Origin of the sequence: Acinetobacter sp. 3657, from assembly GCF_031456775.1 — a bacterium.
GTDB lineage: Bacteria > Pseudomonadota > Gammaproteobacteria > Pseudomonadales > Moraxellaceae > Acinetobacter.
Window position 1 is genome coordinate 63,826 of sequence record NZ_JAVDVH010000009.1, and the last position, 24,919, is coordinate 88,744.

Sequence of the window (24,919 nt, forward strand, 5' to 3'; positions counted from 1 at the left end):
AGACTCATCTTCTTGGCATTTATATAAGGATAGCGTTTAAAGTCTTAAGTTATTCGGCTCGATCGCAACAATATCCTCTCGCGCCGCAATAAATTCAGGTCGGGGTTTAAGCCCACCCAATGGCTGCTGTAATTGATTGTCGATACTATTATAGACAAAGAAAATATTACTGCGTGGGAATGGAGTAATGTTACTGTTTGAACCATGCATTAAATTGCAGTCAAAGAACACAACACTACCCGCCAACCCTGTACACGAATGTATGCCACCCATATCGGCCAAATAGCGCAATAAGCTACCATCAGGTACACCATACTCTTGCTTTTTGAGCGACTTTTTATAGTGCTCATCAGGGGTCTCACCCTGACAAGAAATATAATGTTGATGTGAACCAGGGATCACCAAAAGTGGCCCGTTGTGATCATCATTATCCGTCAGTAAAATCGAGCAACTTAAAGCACGCATTCTCGGCATACCATCTTCACTATGCCATGTCTCAAAGTCGGAGTGCCAAAAAAACTCTTTGCCATGCAAACCCGGTTTATAGTTAATCCGCGACTGATGTATATAAACATCACTTCCCAGTAATGATCGAGCAATGTTTAATACTCGTTCATCAGAGACTAGATTTTGAAATACATCATTTAAACGGTGTACATTAAAAATCGAACGCACTTCTTGGCTTTCACGCTCAATAATCGCTTCAGGGCGTTGTTGCACGGCGAAATCTTGGCGCATTTGATGCAACTCATTCAGTAGATGTTGTACTTCATCTTGACTAAATAATTGATCAACTTGCAAAAAGCCATTTTTTGCATAATCCTGCTTTTGCTGTTCGGTTGCACCTTGAACGACATCTTGCTGATAAACCACTGGATCTGCGCGCGAAATGATTGCCGCAGCATCACTTCTTCGAGTCAGGTAAGGGTTACTCATTTGCACGATTACACCTCCTCCTCAGTTTGTTTGATCATTTGTTCTGGTGTTGCATACACGCCGTCTTTGTCATGTACTTCATTGCCTACCAAGGCAGGATTGAAAGTACAGACCAAAACCAAATCAGTGGTCGCACGTAGATAATGATTGTCATGCTTGTCTAAGGCATAGAGTGTTCCTGGCGTGATTTTAAAGACTTCTCCAGACGGAATCAGCTCAATCTCGCCCTCACCTTTGACGCAATACACCGCTTCTAAATGGTTCTTATACCAAATATGCGTTTCTGTACCTGCAAAAATGGTGGTTTCATGCATCGAAAAGCCCATACCATCTTCACGTAATAATAAACGGCGACTTGCCCACGTTTCTGTCTGCACATCACGATCAGTATTTAGAATATCTTGTAATTGACGTACGATCATGAAACAACTCCGTGTACTTTAACTGTCGATTTTATTTTCGCTTGAGGTAAATTGGCTTGAGTATAGACCTGAACCACATGTTCAATTGCCTGCTCTAACAGCTCAATCCCTTGTTCTAAGATTTCAGGTTCAATCGTCAATGGCGGTAGTAATTTCACCACCTCACCACGACTGCCAGAAGTCTCAATCACCAAACCAAGTTGGAAGGCTTGTGTTGTGACTTCATCTGCCCAGTCTGGGTTTTTAAATGCGATACCTTGCATCAAGCCACGACCACGATGGGTTAACTCTGCCGCTGGGAATTTCTTCACCATCTCTTGTAGTCGATGACTGACCAATTCTGATTTCTGCGCCAACGCTGTCTGGAAGCTTTGATCCGCCCAAAAGTGTTGAATCGCTTTAGTCGCCGTAACAAAAGCTAAATTATTGCCACGGAATGTGCCATTGTGTTGACCCGGACGCCAAATATCTAATTCTGGTTTAAACAAAACCAAAGACATAGGTAAACCAAAGCCCGACAAAGATTTAGACAAGGTCACGATATCGGGGGTAATCTCCGCTGTTTCAAAGCTAAAGAAATGACCTGAACGGCCACAACCAGCCTGAATATCATCGACAATCAATAGAATCTTGTGCTGTTTACACAAGGCCGAAAGTCGCTTCAGCCAATCAATACTAGCCGAATTTAAACCGCCTTCGCCTTGCACACACTCAACAATGATTGCGGCTGGTAGATCAATGCCACTGCTACGATCAGTTAAAAGCTTATTTAGCATCGCAATGGTATCGACATCTTCACCAAAATAGCCTGCATAGGCTGCATGATGAACATTGCCCAAAGCCACACCCGCAGCTTCACGAAACTTTTGATTTCCTGTTAATGAAAGTGCGCCTAAGCTCACCCCATGAAAACCGTTGGTAAATGCAATTATATTGTGGCGCTTGGTGACATTACGCGCCAACTTGATCGCCGCTTCTACGGCATTGGTTCCTGTTGGACCGGTAAACTGCAACTTATAATTTAAAGTACGTGGCTTTAAAATATATTGCTCAAAGGTTTCTATAAAAGCCTTTTTCGCAGAGGTTGCCATATCCAAGCCATGCACAATGCCATCTTGCATCAGATAATCAATTGCAGCCTGTTTCAGCACGGGATGATTGTGCCCATAATTCAATGTGCCCGCACCCGCGAGAAAATCAATATAAGATCGATCGTTCTCATCCACCAAAACTGCATTTTTTGCAGTTTTGAATATGGTTGGAAAAGAATGGATATAACCTCGTACTTCAGACTCCAATCGACTGAAAATATTCATGAATAACTCCAAGTTAATTTTAAAAGGAATAAATCTCTTAAATACTGCTCAATTCCAATCCCAAAGACCGATGGTGTATAAGTCTTCTGGCTCATGCTGAGTATCGAATGGTTCGGGTTGTAAAGGTTGCAGCGCTTGCTTGGATAAAAACGGACTGACTTTACAAGGGACATCAAAGCGAGAGGCAAAACTGCGGAAAAGATTTTGAGAGGCTTTATTGCTTGGAGAAATTGTTGTTTTTAAGAATTTTAATTGGCGGTTTTCTAAACATTGTTCTTTTACGTTATCAAGGAGTAAGGAACCGATCCCATTTCCTTGCTCACTGGGCGAAACCGCGATTTGCCAGAGGAAGTACGTATCTGGATCTTCTGGACAAATATAGCCTGTCACCACACCCGAGATTTCACCTTTGTGGTTATAAGCCACAAAACAGGTATCGGTATGATGTTCAGCAAGTAATGCATATGCATAGAGTGAGTTGAGGTCCAAAGATGGACAGGACTGAATCAGCGCATGTACTTCACGTACATCTTTCGGTTTAAAATTACGAACGCTGCATTGATTCAGTTGATGAATCACTGATTGTTTAGTCAAGCGAATTGACTGTCTTGATAAAGCTTCCACGCTATCTCCTTTTGTATTTCCATAATCGGCATACTCAAGTTATAAGTGTGGTATCAGGATAGTGTCTACGCATGTCATTGAATAACAATCACATTGATAATCTGTATTGCCCTATTTTCAACTGAATTTAATTTGGAACTTTTGCCTCAAGTAACTGGGCAAACCGCTCTAATGACACAATCAGATGCTGTCGCTCATCATTGGTCAAAGCTTGTAAAGCCAGTGAAAAACCTTCAGGTAACGCAGACGGTGATTGATCTAATAATTGTTCGCCTTTCGCGGTTAGGCTGACATGTACATGTCGACGGTCCTGTGTATCCCTCACACGCAAGACCAAACCTTTTTCCTCGAGACGATCAATAATTCCAACAACGGTACTCGGACTCACAAAAATTGCTTTGCCAATGACAGACATACTGCATGGGCCTATTTTTGCAACGGTCATCAGCGCAACGAGTTGCGGTGTCGTGATTTGGTGAAGTTGAGACAATCGTTTGGAATAAAGCTCCACACACTGCTCAATCCGCCGAACACTTTGTAAAACACGAACAGCATCATCCATCTCAATCACGCACAAAAAAAGCTAAACACACTATTGTAGTACGTTGTACATGATGTTGTCTGTATTTTAATAAAACATCACCCCGTTATTTCTTTACGCTTGACCCTAACGCCAAGTACATCTATTTCCCGATACCTTGAGTAGAAATCATTATAGGTAGTGAATATTTTTTCTTCAAATCAATTCATATCAAATAGTTTCAATAAGAATGATTTTACTATGAATCATTTTTAAAAACATATATAAATCAAAGTATTATAAATTATGTAATTTTGTGTAATCTATCCAACTCATATAAAGCCAAAACAACGTACAAAAAACAACCACTCAAGATTCATGCCATGATCAATATTTTACGATTTTTGTTGTTTTATCACGATGTATGATTCAGAGGAAATTGCTGAAGTTTCTCAACAAAATCTGCGGATTCAACTTCTAAAAAAATGACGATCTGAAATGTGATAGCTGATAACAACAAACACATTTTTAGATCGTCACTAAGATTTGAGATTTTACTGATTACGTTGATTGACACGCTTTGAAAGTTCTTCAGCGGACTCTTTGCGTTCAGAATAACGGTCGGTTAAATACTGACTTTGTCCACGTGTCAGCAATGTGAACTTATAAAGCTCCTCCATCACATCTACGATACGATCATAGTAAGATGAGGCTTTCATACGTCCATCTTCTTCAAACTCCAAAAATGCTTTAGGAATTGAAGACTGATTTGGGATCGTGATCATCCGCATCCAACGGCCCAAGATACGCATTTGATTGACACTATTAAATGACTGCGATCCGCCACTGACCTGCATCAAGGCCAAGGTTTTGCCTTGTGTTGCACGAATCGCACCACCAGCCAGTGGAATCCAGTCAATTTGTGATTTAAAGATCGAACTCATCGAACCGTGACGTTCAGGCGAGCACCACACCATTCCCTCAGACCATGCCAGTAACTCGTGCAACTCTTTGACTTTTGGATGCTCCATATCTGCATCTTCGGGTAAAGGCAGTCCTTTAGGATGAAAGATTTTCACCTCAGCCCCTAAATACTGCAAAATGCGACCCGCTTCCATCACCGCCAATCGACTATAAGAGCGTTCCCGATTTGAGCCATATAGCAATAAAATACGGGGTGGATGATCCAACTTTAGCGCTTGAACCTGTTGAAATTCAGGCTTTGGCAGTAATTCAAGATCAATATTCGCTACATCAACATCAGATTTATTCATTTGGAAAATACTTCTTCTTTAACCAGAGTGATACGCTCACCAGCGCAATCAATACAGGCACTTCCACCAATGGACCAATGACCGTAGTAAATGCTACTGGAGAAGCTAAACCAAAGGTCGCAATCGCGACTGCCAAAGCTAACTCAAAGTTATTTCCAGCCGCCGTAAACGAAATCGCGGTTGTACGCGGGTAATTATTCCCCATCCACTTACTCATAAAGAAGCTAATAAAGAACATTAGCACAAAATAAATCGTCAATGGAATCGCAATACGAATCACGTCCAAAGGCAAACTCACCACATCACTGCCTTTTAAGCTAAACATCGCCACAATCGTGAATAACAATGCCAACAAGCTTAGGGGGCTAATTTTGGGTAAGAATTTATCTTGATACCAATCCAAACCTCTAGATTTGACCAAAATCAATCGCGTCATAAAACCAAGGAAGAATGGAATACCTAAATAAACCAACACAGCATGGGTAATCGTCCAGAAATCAACATCAATCACCTGTCCTGCCACACCAAAATACGGTGGTAAAACGGTTAAAAACAACCACGCATAAGTACTAAAGAATAAAATCTGGAAGATACTATTGAACGCGACCAATGCGGCGACGTACTGATTATCACCACAAGCTAAACCATTCCAGACCAAGACCATCGCAATACAGCGCGCCAGTCCAATCAGAATTAAACCGGTCATGTACTCTGGATAGCTATGCAAAAAGATAATCGCCAATGCAAACATCAATATCGGTGCAATCAACCAGTTCTGTACCAATGACAAGATTAGCGTTTTCTTGTCTTTGAACACTTCAGGTAAAGTCGCATAGTCGACTTTTGCCAACGGCGGATACATCATCAAAATCAAACCGATCGCAATCGGGATATTGACTGAGTCAAAACTCATTCGCTCTAAAGCAACCGACGCTTGCGGGAAAAATACACCGATCGCAACACCCAACCCCATCGCCATGAAAATCCATAGCGTGAGGTTACGATCTAAAAAGGACAATCCTGATTTAGCCATGTTCTACCCAACTAATCGATATGTGAGATTTGATTGATTGCTGCAATCATTTCAGGACGTGCCATATTGGCCGCATCAAGTGCAAATAGCGCATCAAGGCGACGATTGATATGATCGACAGTCACTTGGAAAGCTTTGAGTTTTTCTTCTTTAGGTAAATCTAAATGCGAAGGATCGACCAAGCCCCAGTGTGCTTTGATCGCGCCACCAAGATAAAGCGGACATGCTTCTTGCGCAGCAGAATCACACACCGTAATCACCACATCAGCTTGGTACTGTTCACAGTCATCAATGGTTTTGCTCCACAACCCCTCAGTAGAAAGATTTAAAGCTTGTAAGGTTTCAATCGTTAATGGATGGACTTGTCCAGACGGCTTACTGCCTGCGCTATAAGCCTTCCAACCCGCTGGTGCACGATCATTGAAAAGGACTTCTGATAAAATACTGCGGCAACTATTTCCAGTGCATAAAAAAAGAAATTTCATGATGTTTTACTCACAATAGCTCTGTGTAGGTAGAGCGGCTAATGTTGGGATATTGTTGGATTGCTGTGTGGTCAATACATTTAAAATGTCATGACACCAATTCGGTAACTGTGGATTTATGCTGTAATACACCCATTGGCTTTGGCGTCTGTCTTGTAATAATCCTGATGAACGCAATAAAGCGAGATGTCTTGAAATCTTGGGTTGACTGAGTTGTAACTTTTCAGTGAGATCACAAACACACAACTCTTTATTCTCTACAATTAAAGTGACGATATTGAGACGGGTTTCATCTGATAAGCATTTAAAAAAATTAACTTGATCCATATTGGCACCTTATTTGTTTATTTGAATATGCAGATAGTTAGGGTTTGTTGACAATTCAGTGCTAAATTTTTTAATTTACCCGTTGTCCATTTTCATCGATCACTTGTTCACCATCTTCTTTGGTGAAAGCACCCTTTTGCGGCAATGGCAAAATATCTAACACGATTTCAGAAGGGCGGCTAAGGCGAGTACCCAAGTCAGTCACAACAAAAGGACGGTTGATCAAAATCGGATGTTCAAGCATAAAATTGATGAGTTGTTCATCCGTCCAATCCTCACGCTCCAGTGCCAAATCACGATATGGATCGACATTTTTACGGATCGCTTCCCTAACCGTTAAACCAGCATCATGAATGAGCTGAATCAGTTCCTCACGGGTGGGTGGTGCCACTAGATACTCAATCACAGTCGGTTCAATCCCTGTATTGCGGATTAAAGCCAAGGTATTTCTTGAAGTTCCACAAGCTGGGTTGTGAAAAATCTTCACGTCTAATGAAGTTGTCATTTGAATGAACTCTAGTTTGTATATGCTTATATCTTTATATACGAATTAGCATATATACTCAATATACATCTCGCTCTTTTTTCCTTTCTAAACAGCATAAGCTCTGAATCAAGAACAATATATCAAATAAAATTAAGTGCTTAAAAAAATAAACCACAACAATAAAGTTGTGGTTTTCTCTATATCACTATTACTTATTGGATATGATCACGCCATTTTACGGATTACGAATACAGTTGCTCATTACCCATTTAAATTGATTCAACGATGTCTACGTAGCGATAAATGCAGCCATCTTTTGGGTTTTCAAAAAGCAAATCAATGTTAGGTAAAAGAATATCGCCGTCCACTTCAATTTGCTCTATATATTTGAACACAGGAACTTCTCGATCATTTAATTCTTTAATTTTAGCAATAACTATCTTTTCAGAGTCAAATTGATTCTTAACTTTGATTTTTATATTTTTCATTAGAAACTCCAGTTCTACAGATTTAAAATACACAAATAAATAAAATTAAAATGATGTAATTGCAGAAAAAGCCAAAGGCATAGCAAAGACAGTTAAAATACATGATGCACTACGTTGTAAATTACGCTGATTCAACCAAGTAATTTTGTTTGAAACTAAGACAGATCCAAAAGCAATCCATAAAAATGCGATTGGTGTAATCAGTGCTAAAAAAGTTCCCATATGAATTATATATTGATGGAGGTTCAACCAAACCGTATGCGGGAAAATAGCTGAAGCAAACAACAGAGCTTTAGGGTTAAGTAAAGTTGCGACAAATAAAGCCTTTGAGGTAATTAATGGCTGGTTTAAATCCATCTTTTTGGTAGAAGTTATCCATAGTTTAATTGCTAAATAAATGATAAAAGCAGCGCTAAACAACTTTATGAGAGGTGGTAACCAAGGCATATAGTGGGAAACGGACTCAAGTAAAAACCCCCATGCAGTAATTGCAATAAAATAACCGAGTACCTCCGATGGGATTAATTTAAGTGAGCGTTTGATACCTACTTGGATTCCAGATGAAGCCAATAATGTATTCGTTGGACCTGGTGTAAGTAAGATCGTAATAATCAAACCAAAGAATAAAAATGTCACCATAGACAAATCCCTTTGATAAATTGTGCAAGCGCAATATGGCAAAATAGATAAAGGTTTGTCGACAAAATGGTTGTAACCAAAAATATTTAAAAACACATTTTACTATATAAATCAATAATATAATTAAAACAAACTTTAATTACACATACACCAAATGTGTGACCAAAATCACCTTTTATTAAGTTTTTTAGATAATACAGCGGTCTTTGAATCATACAAGATTCTGATTATTCAGAAGAATTTATTGTTAAAATTGAATAAAACGTTGGAAAAAGCCCACACACCTTTCAAGGAGTTTAGACATGATTCATAAGCAAATGTACTACTTTTAGTTTTATGCTAATATTGCGCGCAAATTGCCGATTTGATCATTCAGCAAGATCAAATATAGGCTTCAGTTTTCGATCTCTTCTCCAGTCAAATGTATTGTATTCAATATTCAGCCTACAAATGTGCCATGTATTCCCTTTGCTTGATTGCAATCCTGTCGGTTATTTAACATTGAAACAAAGGTATGATTTTTAATGACGCCGAACCAAACCATTGAAACAACTTCAAACCCAAGAATCAGTGTTGCCCCGATGATGGATTGGACAACCAAAGATTACCGATTCTTTGCACGTTTATTTAATCCAAATGTGGTGCTGTATACCGAGATGGTCACTACGGGTGCAATCATTTATGGTGGAGCGAATCGTCATTTAGACTTCAATAAACAAGAACATCCGATCGTGTTGCAGCTCGGTGGTTCAAATCCACAAGAATTAGCCACTTGTACCAAAATGGCTGAAGACTGGGGCTATGATGAAGTCAATTTAAATGTCGGCTGCCCAAGTGATCGTGTTCAAAACAATAAGATCGGCGCATGCTTAATGGCTGAGCCAAATCTGGTTGCTGACTGTATTCATAGCATGCAAAAAGCGGTATCAATTCCTGTGACGGTCAAACATCGTATCGGCATCGATGACATGCACTCTTATGAAGAAATGCTGCATTTTGTTGATACCGTTGCAGCAACAGGATGTACTCACTTTATCGTACATGCGCGGATCGCAATCTTGCAGGGCTTATCGCCGAAAGAGAACCGTGAAGTGCCCCCTTTACGCTATGAAGATGTCTACCGCCTAAAACAAGAACGTCCACATCTTACTATTGAAATTAATGGTGGCATCAAAACCCTTGAGGAAACTCAACAACACCTACAACATGTCGATGGTGTGATGATTGGCCGTGAGGCTTATCACAACCCTTATTTGCTCGCCGAAATGGGACAGCTCTGGAATTTGCAAGCGCCAGACCGTTTTGAGATTATGCAGCAAATGATGCCGTATATTCATCAACGCGTTGCTGAGGGTGCCCCACTCTCCATTATTACACGCCACATTTTGGGTTTATTTCAAAACTTACCGGGTGCGCGTAAATGGAGGCAAGCTCTGAGTGGTGGCAACGCAAAGACCATTATGGATATTGAACATGCGATTCAGAACATCCAAGTGGCAATGCAGCGCACCGAAGACTATATTCGAGAACAGCAACACTAAAGCTTGTTCTCCATGCATGCGCAAGGGTGTCGCGTGAAGCTCATCCTCTTGCGCATCAAAATTTACTTTATAACAATATCTTAAGCGATTTTAGCTAACTTCATATAAAGCTGAATACAGCCGAATTCGTACTTTAAAATCTAGATATTCATCGCGAATACTCACTAAAGTGAATCACTTGTTAAATTTTCTAATGAATGATAAAAATCTTCAAATCTCACACATAAAAAATAATACCACTACAAAACAAAGCCTTAGAATAAATAAAATGGATGATTTTTTGTTTTTTAGCACAAAAACGCTTATTTAATATACGATTTTGAAATATAATTTTACAAATCATTTTATCTAAAGTTAACACTCGCCAAACTAATGATAATTAATAAAAAAATTGTTCTGCGATTTAGCTAAGTTATCCCCAAGCCATCACAAATGATACATTATTACATTACAAAGGGGCTTTTCTGCTCTTTTTCGCTTACCATGTCTTTCGCCAAGAGTCTGGCATTAGTCTGGTTATTTAGAAATGCGATAGAGATTGAAGATGATTTATGATGCGCCCTCAGTTGATCACAGTATGGTTCACACCCCACCTCATCAAATGATTGTGACGACCAAAGATGTACCAAAACAGCCTTCACTCGATGTCATGGCATTTGCACAAAAGTTAACGCGCAGAGCGTCTTATCGTAGTTCATCTCAATGTGCCAAGTTCGTCAGAATCGCTTTACAATCTGCGGGTGCAAAAATCGTCAACCATCCTGTAGCCGCTTCTGACTGGGGTAGAACCTTACAAGAAATTGGCTATAAAAAAATTACCCCTGCTTTTGATAACCCACAGAAAGGTGATATCTATATTATTCACCGCACACAAAAACATCGTTATGGCCATATTGCTGGCTTCTCTGGCACACAATGGATTTCAGACTTTAAACAACGCAGTCACGATATATATAAAGATAAAAATGTGACTTATAGTTACTACCGTTTAGGTTCAAACTACATCTAATCCCAGCAAGGGCCGACTTGATCAGCCCTTCTTCGCATCCAGCTTTTTCAAAACTTCTGCCACCGCAACCATCGCAAAACTCGACGTCACCACAACTGCCGATCCATAACCACCACAGCGCAAGCCTGAGCCTGGATTAAACGTGGTACTTTCTGAGGTCGAACAAAGTTCAGCATTTGAAAATGGATTGTCGATTGAATACACACAAGTGATCCCAAACTTTTCTTTTGGTTTTTTACAGATACCTTTAGCGCGAAGTTGTGCACGTAACTTTGCCAGCATCGGGTCTTGTTCTGTTTTAGATAAATCCGCCACTCGAATCTTAAGCGGATCAAGCTTGCCACCTGCCCCACCCGATACAATCAATGGAATCTTGTTAAAGCGACAGTGCAGCATCAACGCCAGTTTGGCTTTGACATCATCAATACAGTCTAAAATGATATCGGGAACAGGACTTAAAATCTCTTTGACATTTTCAGGTGTTAAATAGTCATCTATTACATTAACGGTCATGCGTGGATTGATCTGACGACAGCGCTCAGCCATCACTTCGATTTTTTCTTGTCCTAATGTTGAGGTCAATGCAGGAAGTTGACGGTTAATATTCGATGCGGCAATCACATCCATATCAACGAGCGTTAGCTGACTAATCCCTGTACGAGCCAGTGCTTCAACTGCCCAACTCCCAACGCCACCAATTCCGATCACCATCACATGACTGTTTTCATAATGGCTAAATGAACTTTCTCCATAAATCTTTGCCACACCAGCAAAACGGCGGTCATATTCATCATTTACAAGCACATCGGTCATAATAGTGGCGATCTATATCTTTCAATCAAAGCGCTATTTTAACTCGTTTAATATGGTTTTGGTTAGGAAGATGAGACTTTGATTGCAAATCGATGACGTCCACTTAAAATAATCAATATTACCAAAATAAGAACACTGATTGATAAAGCCAGCAGATTAGCATTCATCCAGCCAACCTTAGTCAAAATCGGTGCAGGCAAGAAAGCACCAAGTGTCGCGAATAAGGCAATTATGGTTTCATTAATACCTTGTACACGATGCTTTTGCTGTTCGTTTAGCCCTGCCAATAGCGTAGATGCACCTGAATAAGCAAAGTTCCAGCCTACACCAAGCACAATCAGAGCGACATTAATATAAATTCCCTCTTGGCCAAATATTGGAATCAAAGAGGACAACATCAGCAAAACAAACCCGATATAAATCGTGCGATGTGTTCCCCAGCGTTGAATCAGCTTAGATACAAAGAATGAAGGAATAAACATGGCCAAGACATGTAACTGAATCGAGACAGAAGCATAGTGAAATGAATGATGTTCCTTTAAATGCAAGGAAGACATAATCATCATGACATTCATAACATAGTATGCAAATGCCCCACTGATCACTGCCACAACAATAAAATTGACAGGTAATTTAGCTCGCTCTAGTGACTCAATCACAACTTGCTGTGCTTGCTGTGATTTAAATTTCTGATTCCAAACATACAAAATTGGCGACAATAACAATGCCAATACACTGAAAATTAAATAAATCGCAGTAAAATCAGGTAAGCCTTGCACTTGTTGAAATTGAATCGCCAAAACAGGCGCAATAATAGCGGCGACTACGCCGCCAGAAATAACCATCGCTGTGGCTTTCGGGATTAAATCAGAAGCAAGACGATCTGAGGCAGCAAAACGGTAAAAGTTTGCAGTAGAAATAAATAAGCCCAGTGAAAAATGACTAAGGCACAATAAATAAAACTGTTCACTTTGTAATGCAAGATAGCCGAACACACCCGCTAAAAAAAGACAAATGCATCCAAACTGGAACACCAGATGTCGACCCAGCTTTTTCATTAAGAATGAAAAGATAAATGTTGTCAGCAACATTGCCAAGAATTGCAAACCATACGGTACTGTCGCCAAAGCCTGAGTTGGCGCAAGTTTTAAGCCAACAATCGCTGAAACCGTTACCGATAATACCGCTGCAATTAAATTAAATGCTTGCGCAGCCAATAAATAATAAACATATCTCGGCAACTGATTCAAAGCCATCACTCTCACAGATTAATGGCTATCACCTTAACGCCGAAACGGTAAAATTCAAACAAAAAAAAAGATGAAAGACTAGCTTTCATCTTTTTACAACAACTTTTTTTGGCGCTATGCAGCGATTAAATTCCGCAGTACATAATGCAAAATCCCACCTGCTTTAAAGTATTTCACCTCATTTAAGGTATCGATTCGGCATAACACCTTAAATTGCGCTTGGCTGCCGTCTTCTCGAATCACACTTACATCTAAAGCTTGATGTGGTTGAATCTCATCAGATAGACCGTGAATAGAGAGAACTTCTCGCCCGGTTAAATTTAACGACTGGCGTGTTTGCTCATCAATAAATTGAAGTGGTAATACGCCCATGCCAACAAGGTTTGAACGATGAATTCGCTCAAAGCTTTCTGCAATCACTGCTTTAATGCCAAGTAAATTTGTACCTTTCGCAGCCCAGTCTCTCGATGAGCCTGTGCCATATTCTTTACCTGCAATAATAATCAGCGGTGTTTGCTCCTGTTGATAACGCATAGAAGCATCATAAATCGACAATTTATCACCACTTGGTATATGAATGGTATTGCCTCCCTCTTCGCCACCTAACATTTCATTCTTAATTCGAATATTGGCAAATGTTCCTCGCATCATCACTTCATGATTACCACGACGCGAACCATAGGAGTTAAAGTCATTCGGGTCTACGCCTTGTTCCTGTAAATAACGACCTGCTGGACTATCTTTCTTGATATTCCCCGCTGGAGAAATATGGTCAGTCGTTACTGAATCACCCAACACTGCCAAGATACGGGCCTGATCAATATTGGTGATTGCTTTGGGCGGTTGCTCAATTCCCTCAAAGAAAGGTGGATGACGAATATAAGTAGAATTGTCCTGCCATGCATAAGTTTGGCTTTGTGGAATTTGAATCGCTTGCCACGTCTCATCACCATCAAATACGGCGGCATATTCTTTATGGAACATGGCGGTGGTCACTTGTTTCAATGCTTGATCAATTTCAGCCTGACTTGGCCAAATGTCCTTCAGATAAACCTCTTGTCCCTCTTTTCCGATACCAATCGGCTGTGTGGTTAAATCGGTACGGATATTGCCAAGCAAACCATAGGCCACCACCAATGGCGGTGAAGCCAACCAGTTGGTTTTCACCAATGGATGTACACGACCTTCAAAGTTACGATTACCTGAAAGCACAGATGCTACATTTAAATCATGACATTGAATCGCTTCTTCAACAGGATCAGGCAAAGGTCCAGAATTCCCGATACATGTGGTACAACCATAACCCACAAGGTTATAACCCAATTGATCGAGGTATGGTGTCAATCCTGCCGCAGCCAAATAATCTGTTACTACTTTGGAACCGGGTGCGAGTGAGCTTTTTACCCAAGGTTTGCGTTGTAGGCCTTGTTCAATCGCCTTTTTCGCTAATAAACCTGCAGCCAACATAACACTTGGGTTCGAGGTATTGGTACATGAAGTGATCGCGGATATCACCACATCGCCATGATTTAAAGGATATATCTGTCCATCAATGGTACAAGATGGACTCTCATGTGGAAGATTGGCCTGATGAGCTGCAACCGCTGTACCGCCACCACCTTCATTTTCCAATCGCTCTTTCATCTCTTGGGCTGGTTTTAATGTCAGCTCCATGAGCGCATTAAAGGTTTTGGGTACATCTGCCAGTAATACACGATCTTGTGGGCGCTTAGGACCAGCCATGCTTGCTTGCACCGTACTCATATCAAGACTCAATGTATCGGTAAAGACTGGCTCATCTCCCGCATTTCGCCATAAGCCTTGTGCTTTACTATATGCCTCCACCAAATCGATGCGTTCTTGTTGGCGACCAGTCAGTACTAAATACGCCAGTGTGACTTCATCAATAGGAAAGAAACCACAGGTTGCACCATATTCAGGTGCCATATTGGCAATCGTAGCACGGTCAGCGAGTGGCAAGTCCGCCAAACCATCCCCATAAAATTCAACAAATTTACCAACCACGCCTTTCTGACGGAGCATTTGGGTAATGGTTAAAACCAAGTCAGTTGCGGTAATGCCTTCATTGAGCTTTCCAGTCAATTTAAAACCGATTACTTCAGGAATTAACATCGAAACAGGTTGTCCGAGCATCGCCGCTTCTGCTTCGATCCCGCCTACCCCCCAACCCAATACTCCAAGTCCATTAATCATGGTGGTATGCGAATCTGTTCCAACTAAGGTATCTGGAAAAGCAAAGGTCTGCCCGTCTTCTTCGTTGAGCCAAACGGCTTGAGCCAAGTATTCTAAATTGACTTGGTGACAAATACCTGTACCCGGTGGCACTACACTAAAGTTATTAAATGCTGACTGCCCCCACCGTAAGAACTGATAACGCTCGCCATTGCGCTCCATTTCAATTCTGACGTTCACAGTAAATGCATTTTGATTGGCAAAATGATCGACCATGACCGAGTGATCAATCACCAAATCAACAGGTGACAATGGATTAATTCGATTCGGATCACCGCCTGCTTTAGCCATTGCTGCACGCATGGCGGCTAAATCGACAACCGCAGGTACACCGGTAAAATCTTGCATCAATACTCGCGCGGGTCGGTATTGAATTTCTTGATCGGAGCTGCGCGTTTTTTGCCAGTCGACTATAGCTTGGATATGTTCAACTTTTACACTTTCTTGGTCTTCAAATCGAAGGAGATTCTCTAATAAAACTTTTAAAGATTTAGGTAGATGGTCAATATTACCAAGTGTCTGCGCGGCTCGTTTCAGGTTGAAAATTTGATATTGTTTTGAACCGACATCAAGCGTTTGTAATGCATTAAAACTATTGATTTTGCTATATCTGGCCATAGGATGATCCTCCCAGTTTGGCGATTTCATTCGTTTATTATGAAGTTCTTTATTTAATGTAAGCCAGTTTAGGAAATGCTGTGTTCCCTTTTAGTTATCTTATTTAAAATTACATGATTATTATTCTATTAAAGGCAGGTACTATCTGAGATGTAGCGCCTCAAATGAGTTGTGCCAAAGTTGTGTGGCAAGCTGTGCGTGAGGCAACTGCAGTGTTTGGGCTAAGCCATCTAAGACATAAGGTAAATTCACAGGGGTATTGCGAATTCTATGTTCGGTTGATGTCTGACAACATAACGGCGTCATATCAGGACAATCAGTTTCAATCACCAAATTTTCTGCACCAATCGCTTGTACCACTTGATGTAATTTTTTGGCATTTGGATTGGTGATTTGTCCGGTTATCCCAATTTTAAAGCCAAGTTTCACCAACGCCTTCGCTTCTTCAATACCGCCACTAAAGGCATGAGCAATTCCACCCCATTTGAATTTTTTCGCTTTTAAGATCGCAAGCGTTTCTGCATGGGCTTTGCGAACATGGAGTAACACAGGCTTGTTATATTGGGCTGCCAGCTCAAGCTGAGCATTAAAATAATATTGTTGCTTGGCAAATAATTCAGGCTGTTTGTGTTGCTTTAAAAAAGTATCTAAACCAATCTCACCTACAGCAACACAATGATGTTGCTGTAAAATCTGCTCCAACTGGTGTAAATGTTCTGACTGATGTTGCTCGATATAAAAAGGATGCAAGCCCGGTGCTAAATGAGATCGAGGTACATTTTGCCACTGTTGTAATTGTTGATGTGTAGCCATTAACTCACCAAAGCGGGATGCAATAAACCCGATTAGAACCAAATCCTCGACCCCCACTTGTTTGGCTCGTAAAGCCAGTTGTTGCCGATCATGATCAAAATCGGCAACATCAAAATGGGTGTGGGTATCAAAGAGTTGCATTAGGTCTTGCTTTTGGTATCTGCAACAACGGTTGAGGCCACTGGCACATCTACTTTTGGCAAATATTCAGGCTTTAAAACTCCTTTCAATTGATCAAATGGAATTACCAAGCGAGGTAAACCCACCACATAAGGACCGATTTCATATTCACCGTATTGGAGAATTAAACCGTTTTCGCCTAACAAAAAATTATCAGTCATTTCAAATGGCCAAGCTTGCTCATATTCTTCAGGATTATTGGCTAATTTAGAATCTACAATCCATGCCTTAAATGCATCATGCGCCAGCTTTTTCAAAGCTGCTTGCTGTTTTGCTAACAACAAATCATTGAGATTAATTTGCTTTTGATTGACCAAATCGAAATTATAATAACGTTGTGAAGTTGAGCCATGCGCTCCGCCCATATAACTACTACTATTGAGTACCACCGTCGCCAAAGAGCCTTCTGTTTGTAATATCTTAGGTTTAACCAACAAACTAATTTGATGACTGATACTCAGTGCTTTTAATTCTTCATCAATTTTAATAAAAGCATTCGCGTAGTGCTGAACTTGTGTATCTAAATTCGGCTTTTGCTCAGCGGCCTGTACCGTCGATATTGCCTTATCTGCATCGACTACATCCAACATTTTGCTGAGTTGATCGAGGATTTGCTCATCCAGAAATTGATCGATAAATGAAAAGTTACTCTGCAAACGCTCAACCACAAAATTAGGGCAAGTATTACCCTTGCATTCAGGTAATGTTAGCGCAACTTTTACCGTTTCGCCGCGCAAGATCGGTTCAGCTTGCTGTTGTATCGTCGCTGGATCTTGTGACTGATCCTGTGATTCTTTTGGCTCTGATTTCGGTTGGCATGCTGCGAGTAAAATTGCACAAGTAAGCACACTATATTTATAAAAATTTTTCATCTAAACCTATCACCATTATTCGTATACAAGCTTTTTAAAATGCTATCTGACTTCGCTCGAAACCACCATAAACACATGCGATTTCTATACATATCTTAGCTAAGTTAGAACATTTGCTGATAAATATCGGGCTGTAACATCTGTTTCGTTTGCGCTGCTGTGAAATAAATATCTAGTTGTGGCGCATCTTTACTGATCTCATTGGCACGATAATGCAATCCAATGCCCTCTCCATCAAAGAACCAATCTGCTTGACCCCAGTATAAGGTTTTTGGTACTTGTTTCTTCACTTCGATAGACTGCTGTTCAATCCATTTCTGATAATGGACTTGAATCACATCATGCATGGCACTTTGCTGCTTTTTTTGAATGACATCAAGCACCGTTAAATGCTTTTGCAATTTGCGATCGGCAACAAAGAAATAATAACGATCTTTTACTTCAATATCTTCTTGTCTGGTATCAACACCCACTTGTAACAAGACATACTGATTACGTTGTGACGCCATTCTAGTATTCAGGTGCAATGCATAGGCTTTATTTTCTGAATATTTATCCTGCCACTCATCGGACTTTTTAACATAAGCATTTATGGCTTGTTGTAGGGTCATACTTTGTTTGAGTTCTATTTGCTGTTGAATGACCATGGCTTGATTTCTCTCAATCCAAGTATTCAACCATTCATCCTGGGTTTTAATGGTTTGAATATCAACATCAATACAGTTTTTCTTTTCGCAAAAAGGCAATGCATATTTTGCTTTGCCTTCTTGGATATTTAAATAAGGAAGAATCTCTGCTTTTTCAATCTTTGCTGTTTTCGACTCAATCGTTTCTGTTGAATCAGATTCATTGTTTTTAGGATAATCACATGCGGTTAAAGCCATCATTCCAATCATTACTGTGATGCTGAGAATTGGTTTTAAAGCGTTCATATCATTATCCTTTATTTTTAAATCCCTCCTAACCTCCCTTTTAAAAGGGAGGTATATCACGAATTTAGATACCAATAGGACTCGTGACAAAGCCCCTCTTTTCTAAAGAGGGATTTAGGGAGATTCTAATGTTCTCGCGTACTGCTAAATTGAATATCAGGCCAACGCTCTTGCATCAACTGCAAATTGACACGGCTTGGCGCAAGATAAGTAAGGTGACCACCACCATCTACTGACAGCTGATCATGCGCCTTTTTCTTAAACTCATTGAAGATTTTTTCATCATCACAATGCACCCAACGTACAGTGTGAACACTCACTGGCTCATAGATACAGTCTACTTTATATTCTTCTTTCAGACGGTAAGCAACCACATCAAACTGTAACACACCCACTGCACCAACAATCAGATCGTTACTAATTTGCGGCATAAACACCTGCGTTGCGCCTTCTTCAGACAACTCTTTCAAGCCTTTTTGCAACTGCTTCGACTTTAATGGATCACGCAAACGGACACGGCGGAACATTTCAGGTGCAAAGTGAGGAATACCAGTGAAATGAAGGTTCTCGCCACTGGTAAAAGTATCACCAATTTGAATAGTGCCATGGTTGTGTAAACCAATGATGTCACCCGGCCAAGCTTCTTCTAGTTGTTCACGCTCACCAGCAAGGAAAGTCAAAGCATCACTAATACGCACGTCTTTGCCGATACGCACATGATTCATTTTCAAACCTTTTTCATATTTCCCTGAGCAGATACGCATAAAGGCAATACGGTCACGATGCTTCGGATCCATGTTGGCTTGGATTTTGAAGACAAAACCCGTAAAGCCAGCTTCATTGGCATCCACAACACGTTCTTGCGCAGGATGTGCCTTCGGTTCAGGCGCCCAATTGATAAAAGCATCAAGGACATGGTCAACTGCGAAGTTACCCAATGCTGTACCAAACAAAACCGGGGTTTGTTTTCCTTGTAAGAATAACTCTCGGTCTAAAGGCTCATTTGCCATCTGTACCAATTCAAGTGACTCTTCAAAAGATGCCCACGCTAAATCGCCAACTTTTTCACGAATATCAGGATAGTCATAACCATCACGCACTTCGATATCAGTAATGGTTGAGCCAAAACCTGCTTTATACACATACAATTTATTTTCGAGCAGATTATATACGCCCGCAAAATCACGCCCCATACCTAACGGCCATGTAATCGGTACACAGCGAATTTTTAGGACGTTTTCAATTTCATCGAGCAACTCTAAAGGCTCTCGAATTTCACGGTCCATTTTATTCACAAAGGAGATGATCGGTGTGTCACGCATACGACACACTTCCATCAATTTAATGGTTCGATCTTCGACCCCTTTTGCACCATCGATCACCATCAACGCAGAGTCAACGGCGGTCAAAGTACGATAGGTATCTTCGGAGAAATCTTCGTGTCCTGGTGTATCGAGAAGGTTAATGGTGTGCTTTTTATAAGGGAACTGCATCACAGAGGTAGTAATCGAAATACCACGTTCTTTTTCCATTTCCATCCAATCGGATGTTGCTGCGCGGTCAGATTTACGGCTCTTCACCATACCTGCAACTTGAATCGCTTTACCCCATAACAGCAATTTTTCTGTCATGGTGGTTTTACCCGCATCGGGGTGGGAAATGATCGCAAAGGTGCGTCGTTGGGCAACTTGTGCCGCTAATTCATCTTTAAACATGAGAAAAATCTACACTAATTGTACCCATTTGTATCTGCAAACTGAGGCGAGAACAGATGGCGTACGAAAGAATTTAAAATTGGCGCAATTGTAGCAGATTTATAGAACTTATTTATTGATTGTTGATAGGTCTTAAATTATCCATAAAACAATCATCTTCATGATTTTCTAAGGTACGTAGATGTCTTGAATTAAGTACTCGAATACACCATCAGTCTCAAATACTCTAATCGAAAGAATTAAATCGCTACGCCCTTCTCTTTCGGTAAAAAGATCAAGAATGACATACCAATAATCCCCCATCCATAACGCTTGTGAGCTGTGCCACGTTTCATCGGGCAAGCTCACTAATGTTTCACCATAATCGGTAATATTTTCAGCAATTTCTTGCAGATGCTCTAACTCAAGTAATTGAACACCTTCAATATGATGAATAGAAACCAAATCATTATGTTTAAAAGCCTCTATTATTCTTATAAGCGTCTTTCTCCAAACAGTAGGCACTGGAGTAGCAGAATCTTCATTATATGAAACAGGAACATCAGTGCTCATATATTCACTACCATTTTATGCAAAAGATGATGATAACAAGTTAGATAAGTTAAGTATTTTTTCGGTATTAAAGATTTGTATCTACATAACTTTTACTATCAAACAAATTAAATCAACAAACTGCTATCCAGTGCTTATATTAGAAATAATTTCATCTGTCCAAATTTAGAACATCACAGTCAACAAGTATAACTTTATCTCAAATAATGATTGAATTAGGATGAGTCTCTATCAATGGACACATTCGACTCTGTCCTCATCCTTATAAGAGTAAAAAAATGTCACAACAAGATTTTGAAAATGGGTTAAAAGTTCGTACTGAAGTTATGAGTGAAACCTTTGTGAAACGCGCTCAGGACAATACTGTACCGTTCACGCAACCCCTACAGGACTGGATTAATGAACATGCTTGGGGTTCAACTTGGCAACGTGAAGGTGTATTGCCACGTAAATATCGCTCATTGATTACCATCGCGTTTCTAACTGCACTCAAAAGCCCCACTGAGCTGAAAGGCCATATTCGTGGCGCTTTGAACAATGGGGCGAGTATTGAAGAAATTCAAGAAGTCTTACTACATAGCCTACCGTACTGTGGTGCACCTGCAACTCAGGAAGCATTTCGAGCGGCACTTGAGGTGATCAATGAATATACGCCTGAATCTTAAATTGAATCTCGTTACATGATCTAAATACCTAACAGCAAATTGATTCATCACGACTTAAACGCCGAATGAGTGCTATTTGGCGTTTTACATATCATTTCTAATCAAATAACGTATTCAAACAACAATGAAGCCTTAAATCAGCAGTAAATGTCCTCCAATATCAATCAAATAAATTTCAAGCATGATTAATACACTTTTTGCCATCTTATTTACTGCATGGAGTGGCTAAGATGTGACAGATGATGAATGAAATTTGAATAGAATGGAGCAATCAATTGAGTAAAAAAATACAATCTAATTCTGATGGCATACAATTTCCAATACAGTCTGGTAAAAAGACACCGAGTACTACCCATACCGCAAAACAAATTTTAAAGTCAGCACTGCAAAGCGTCGATTCCCCTTTTGTCTCACAACTGGCTCGTGAGAAAAACTGGAGAAAAAATTATCCTGTTTACTTTCAAGAGTTAGTAAAAACAGGGATTGAGTCCGTAGATCATCCTGCACGTATCGCACAGCAAGGATTAGATAAGGCTAAAGCATTATTTAACTTTAATCGAGCTGAAAAAAGTGACACTTTAAGTCATGCAATGCTCAATATTAAAGATCAACCTTTTGAAAAATTTATATTAAAAGGCACAGGTAGCTCGACGATTGAGCCTTGGTTTATTCCTTATAATGGTAAGAAATTACAAGGTGCTGCGTTATTGCAACAAATTGATCTGTGGGAGCAACAACAGGTTATCGAACCTTGTCATGCCAAAGCATTACGCTTACTGCATGAACACCCTGAATGGTTTGATTTGTCTGCTCGTACCATGGTGTTATTTGGTGCTGCCTCTGAAGCTGGCCCTCTCAGTTGGCTAGCAAAATGGCGTGCCAATATTGTTGCGATTGATTTACCCAATCCTGCAATATGGGAAAAAATTACCAATACAGTCAAGCAAGGCAATGCGACCTTGATCGCCCCACAAATCACGATAGCAGATCAACAACCACAACTCGGGGCAAACTTACTCACCCAAACACCTGAAATTGCCAATTGGTTAAACACCTTTACCGAAACTTTAGATTTGGCTGGGATCGCGTATTTGGATGGTGAAAAGCATGTTCGTGTTTCCATCGCCATGATCAGCATCATGGAACAAGTCAGCCAGCAAAAACCCGATAGCAGCATTATGTTTATGCTGACACCGACGGATATTTACGCGATTCCGAAAGCGGTGGTGCAGTCTGTCCAACAAAACATCAAACAACGACCAATGTTGGAAAAATTACTGACCAAGTCCATTCACGGTATCTCTTTGGCTAATTTTTTCAAACCGAATATTGATCAGTTAATCACGTCAGATAATGGTCAACAATACGGCATTTCAGATTGTATGGTGATTGAACAAGGTCCGAACTATGCCTTGGCCAAACGACTGCAACAATGGTTTGCAATTTCAGCACGCGCACGTGGTCAAAAGACAGTGATCAATATTGCTCCATCAACAACAACCCACTCAGTGGTTAAAAATCCAATATTGAAAGCTGCCTTTTCTGGCGCAGACTTATTTAAAGTTGAAACCTTTAGTCCCGAAACCACCAATGCGATTATGGCGGCACTCTGGGTTCATGATCTGAACAATCCTGAGAGCGCAACCAACCCTGAAAAAGTGTTAGCTCATCCACTGGAACTGATTATGGAAAATGCCAACCACGGTGGTCTATGGCATGTACCCTATTTAGCCAGAACAGCACTGCCTTTTGCCGCGGCTTATGGTTGGGTTAGAGAAAAGTTTTGAGTACCTGAGTTAGCAGCTATTCATAGATGCCTAGATCTGCACAAATAACCCCGTCTTTTGTGCAGATCCATTCAATAAACATCCTAAATTGATCATTTTGGGGGATAAGTTAAGCAGATGAGTCACTGAGCTCATCTCATTTTTCTTCTAAGATGCGGCTACTGAATAGCAACCTTAGAGTTTTAGCTTCCAATGACTCAATTGCCGAAAGTTAGACAACGTTTACTTCACTCCAAAACTGCACAAAAAATACTGAATAGCCCGACTGGTCAGCAAACACGCCATATCGCTTCCAATGCTGCGGATCGCTTGTTACGCGGACATCAACTTGCCTTATCAGGTAAAACACCATTTGACGTTGTTTATCAACGTGAAATCATTAGTTTACGTTATTACGCAGCAGATATAGGCGCAGCGCAAAATCACCGAATTCCATTGGTTATTGTGCCGCCTTTAGCTGCAAATATGCTGATTTATGATTTATTTCCTTCACGTAGCTTGGTTCGTTATTTTCAATCGCAAGGTTTTGAGCTTTACTTGATCGATTGGGGTACACCGAGTTTGCGCCAAGCCAAATACAATTTAGGCACTTACGTAAAAACGTTTATGCCTGACTTTATCGAACAAATCAGAAAACATAGTGGTCAGCAACAACTGTCACTTTATGGTTGGAGTTTAGGCGGCGCCCTTTCACTCTGCTATACCTCGTTATTTAAAGATAAAAATATAAAAAACTTAGTCATTTTAGCCTCACCGATTAACACCCATCAATCAGGTTATATGGGCAAGCTATACCAACGCTTAACCATTCCTGCGCAATGGATTCGCAACAACACCAATTTTCGTATTAAACAAATCCCAAGCCGTGTCTTTCATATTCATGGTTGGCAGAACACCCTTGGTTTTAAACTAACAGACCCTATCGGTAACTTTAAAAATTATTGGGAACTGGTCAGAAATCTGAATGATCGCCAATTTGTGATTAACCATGCAACCTCAAGCTCTTTTGTCGATAACATGCTGGCCTATCCAGGTGGTGTTATGCGAGATATTATTTTACGCTTCTGGATCGATAATGAGTTGTCGACGGGTTCAGTTCAATTCGGTGAACAGACTGCAAACTTAAAAGATATCGACTGCTCGGTACTCGCGGTCGGTGGTAATACCGATATCATCGTCACCACTGAAGCGATACGTCCTTTAATGGATCTCATCAGCAGTGAAGATAAGCAGTTTAAAATCGTCGCAGGCGGACATATGGGATTGGTCTCAGGCAATCAAGCACCTCAAACCGTTTGGCCTGTGGTGACTGATTGGTTAGCCCAACGCTCTCTTTGATCATTTGCATACGTCGGTAAGGTTGCGATC

Annotated in this window: 25 protein-coding genes; 5 read left to right on the forward strand and 20 right to left on the reverse strand. The window is 40.5% G+C overall.

The genetic code is table 11. From position 1 onward, the window contains the following. Positions 1 to 36: 36 nt before the first annotated feature. The 12 genes from thpD to J2Y37_RS11145 form a co-directional block, all read right to left on the reverse strand. On the reverse strand, positions 37 to 936 hold the full coding sequence (gene thpD / locus J2Y37_RS11090; RefSeq protein WP_171063493.1) for an ectoine hydroxylase: 900 nt from the start codon (positions 934 to 936) through the stop codon (positions 37 to 39). 8 nt (positions 937 to 944) lie between these two features. Then, positions 945 to 1,358: an ectoine synthase gene (locus J2Y37_RS11095; protein WP_004672464.1), complete on the reverse strand. Its 414-nt coding sequence runs from the start codon at positions 1,356 to 1,358 to the stop codon at positions 945 to 947. Continuing rightward, positions 1,355 to 2,674 carry a diaminobutyrate--2-oxoglutarate transaminase gene (gene ectB / locus J2Y37_RS11100; RefSeq protein ID WP_004672463.1) on the reverse strand — a complete coding sequence of 440 codons (1,320 nt, stop codon included), beginning with the start codon at positions 2,672 to 2,674 and terminating at the stop codon, positions 1,355 to 1,357. Before ectB ends, J2Y37_RS11095 begins: the two co-directional genes overlap by 4 nt. A 48-nt stretch (positions 2,675 to 2,722) precedes the next feature. Beyond that, positions 2,723 to 3,298 (reverse strand): diaminobutyrate acetyltransferase, encoded by a 576-nt coding sequence (gene ectA, locus J2Y37_RS11105; protein ID WP_004672462.1) that lies wholly within the window; start codon positions 3,296 to 3,298, stop codon positions 2,723 to 2,725. Positions 3,299 to 3,425: 127 nt separating this feature from the next. After that, on the reverse strand, positions 3,426 to 3,860 hold the full coding sequence (locus J2Y37_RS11110) for a MarR family transcriptional regulator (protein WP_004672461.1): 435 nt from the start codon (positions 3,858 to 3,860) through the stop codon (positions 3,426 to 3,428). 512 nt (positions 3,861 to 4,372) lie between these two features. Next, positions 4,373 to 5,092, reverse strand: coding sequence for an arsenical resistance protein ArsH (gene arsH / locus J2Y37_RS11115; RefSeq protein ID WP_349032847.1), 720 nt, complete (start codon positions 5,090 to 5,092; stop codon positions 4,373 to 4,375). Beyond that, positions 5,085 to 6,125, reverse strand: a complete 1,041-nt coding sequence (arsB, locus tag J2Y37_RS11120; protein ID WP_241323786.1) for an ACR3 family arsenite efflux transporter — start codon at positions 6,123 to 6,125, stop codon at positions 5,085 to 5,087. Before arsB ends, arsH begins: the two co-directional genes overlap by 8 nt. Before the next feature lie 11 nt (positions 6,126 to 6,136). Next, positions 6,137 to 6,610 carry an arsenate reductase ArsC gene (locus J2Y37_RS11125; RefSeq protein WP_005198497.1) on the reverse strand — a complete coding sequence of 158 codons (474 nt, stop codon included), beginning with the start codon at positions 6,608 to 6,610 and terminating at the stop codon, positions 6,137 to 6,139. Between the two features lie 6 nt (positions 6,611 to 6,616). Beyond that, entirely contained in the window at positions 6,617 to 6,937 is a 321-nt protein-coding gene (locus J2Y37_RS11130; RefSeq protein ID WP_005198498.1) for a metalloregulator ArsR/SmtB family transcription factor, read from the reverse strand. 70 nt (positions 6,938 to 7,007) lie between these two features. Continuing rightward, positions 7,008 to 7,442, reverse strand: coding sequence for an arsenate reductase (glutaredoxin) (arsC, locus tag J2Y37_RS11135; RefSeq protein ID WP_349032848.1), 435 nt, complete (start codon positions 7,440 to 7,442; stop codon positions 7,008 to 7,010). Between the two features lie 251 nt (positions 7,443 to 7,693). Then, positions 7,694 to 7,912, reverse strand: a complete 219-nt coding sequence (locus J2Y37_RS11140; protein WP_349032849.1) for a hypothetical protein — start codon at positions 7,910 to 7,912, stop codon at positions 7,694 to 7,696. A 45-nt stretch (positions 7,913 to 7,957) separates the two neighbouring features. Further along, positions 7,958 to 8,551 (reverse strand): LysE family translocator, encoded by a 594-nt coding sequence (locus J2Y37_RS11145; RefSeq protein WP_349032850.1) that lies wholly within the window; start codon positions 8,549 to 8,551, stop codon positions 7,958 to 7,960. A gap of 524 nt (positions 8,552 to 9,075) precedes the next feature. Here J2Y37_RS11145 and dusA point away from each other — a divergent pair. Beyond that, positions 9,076 to 10,092: a tRNA dihydrouridine(20/20a) synthase DusA gene (dusA, locus tag J2Y37_RS11150; RefSeq protein WP_349032851.1), complete on the forward strand. Its 1,017-nt coding sequence runs from the start codon at positions 9,076 to 9,078 to the stop codon at positions 10,090 to 10,092. Positions 10,093 to 10,636: 544 nt separating this feature from the next. Continuing rightward, complete coding sequence (locus J2Y37_RS11155; protein ID WP_004672716.1) at positions 10,637 to 11,101, forward strand: CHAP domain-containing protein; 465 nt, start codon at positions 10,637 to 10,639, stop codon at positions 11,099 to 11,101. A 21-nt stretch (positions 11,102 to 11,122) separates the two neighbouring features. Here J2Y37_RS11155 and J2Y37_RS11160 read toward each other — a convergent pair whose 3' ends face one another. The 8 genes from J2Y37_RS11160 to J2Y37_RS11195 all read right to left on the reverse strand — a co-directional run bounded on the left by J2Y37_RS11160 (position 11,123) and on the right by J2Y37_RS11195 (position 21,099). Continuing rightward, a complete protein-coding gene (locus J2Y37_RS11160) occupies positions 11,123 to 11,914 on the reverse strand; it encodes a tRNA threonylcarbamoyladenosine dehydratase (RefSeq protein ID WP_349032852.1) in 792 nt (263 codons plus the stop codon). A 62-nt stretch (positions 11,915 to 11,976) separates the two neighbouring features. Continuing rightward, on the reverse strand, positions 11,977 to 13,170 hold the full coding sequence (locus J2Y37_RS11165) for an MFS transporter (RefSeq protein ID WP_349032853.1): 1,194 nt from the start codon (positions 13,168 to 13,170) through the stop codon (positions 11,977 to 11,979). A gap of 108 nt (positions 13,171 to 13,278) precedes the next feature. Further along, the gene (gene acnA / locus J2Y37_RS11170) at positions 13,279 to 16,035 is read right to left on the reverse strand and encodes an aconitate hydratase AcnA (protein WP_349032854.1); all 2,757 of its coding nucleotides are present in this window, start codon (positions 16,033 to 16,035) and stop codon (positions 13,279 to 13,281) included. Positions 16,036 to 16,176: 141 nt separating this feature from the next. Beyond that, positions 16,177 to 16,989, reverse strand: coding sequence for a TatD family hydrolase (locus tag J2Y37_RS11175; RefSeq protein WP_349032855.1), 813 nt, complete (start codon positions 16,987 to 16,989; stop codon positions 16,177 to 16,179). Continuing rightward, on the reverse strand, positions 16,989 to 17,900 hold the full coding sequence (locus J2Y37_RS11180; RefSeq protein WP_349032856.1) for an RsiV family protein: 912 nt from the start codon (positions 17,898 to 17,900) through the stop codon (positions 16,989 to 16,991). The genes J2Y37_RS11175 and J2Y37_RS11180 overlap by 1 nt, the downstream gene beginning before the upstream one ends. A gap of 104 nt (positions 17,901 to 18,004) precedes the next feature. Further along, positions 18,005 to 18,832 carry a hypothetical protein gene (locus tag J2Y37_RS11185; protein WP_349032857.1) on the reverse strand — a complete coding sequence of 276 codons (828 nt, stop codon included), beginning with the start codon at positions 18,830 to 18,832 and terminating at the stop codon, positions 18,005 to 18,007. A gap of 125 nt (positions 18,833 to 18,957) precedes the next feature. After that, entirely contained in the window at positions 18,958 to 20,547 is a 1,590-nt protein-coding gene (locus J2Y37_RS11190) for a peptide chain release factor 3 (protein ID WP_349032858.1), read from the reverse strand. Between the two features lie 168 nt (positions 20,548 to 20,715). Then, positions 20,716 to 21,099, reverse strand: a complete 384-nt coding sequence (locus tag J2Y37_RS11195; RefSeq protein WP_241323978.1) for a hypothetical protein — start codon at positions 21,097 to 21,099, stop codon at positions 20,716 to 20,718. A gap of 278 nt (positions 21,100 to 21,377) precedes the next feature. Between J2Y37_RS11195 and J2Y37_RS11200 the strand changes: the two genes are divergently transcribed. From J2Y37_RS11200 to J2Y37_RS11210, 3 genes are all read left to right on the forward strand, one after another. After that, positions 21,378 to 21,764 (forward strand): carboxymuconolactone decarboxylase family protein, encoded by a 387-nt coding sequence (locus J2Y37_RS11200; protein ID WP_349032859.1) that lies wholly within the window; start codon positions 21,378 to 21,380, stop codon positions 21,762 to 21,764. Positions 21,765 to 22,039: 275 nt separating this feature from the next. Next, positions 22,040 to 23,551 carry a hypothetical protein gene (locus J2Y37_RS11205; RefSeq protein ID WP_349032860.1) on the forward strand — a complete coding sequence of 504 codons (1,512 nt, stop codon included), beginning with the start codon at positions 22,040 to 22,042 and terminating at the stop codon, positions 23,549 to 23,551. Between the two features lie 192 nt (positions 23,552 to 23,743). Next, entirely contained in the window at positions 23,744 to 24,889 is a 1,146-nt protein-coding gene (locus tag J2Y37_RS11210) for an alpha/beta fold hydrolase (RefSeq protein WP_349032861.1), read from the forward strand. Positions 24,890 to 24,919: the final 30 nt, after the last annotated feature.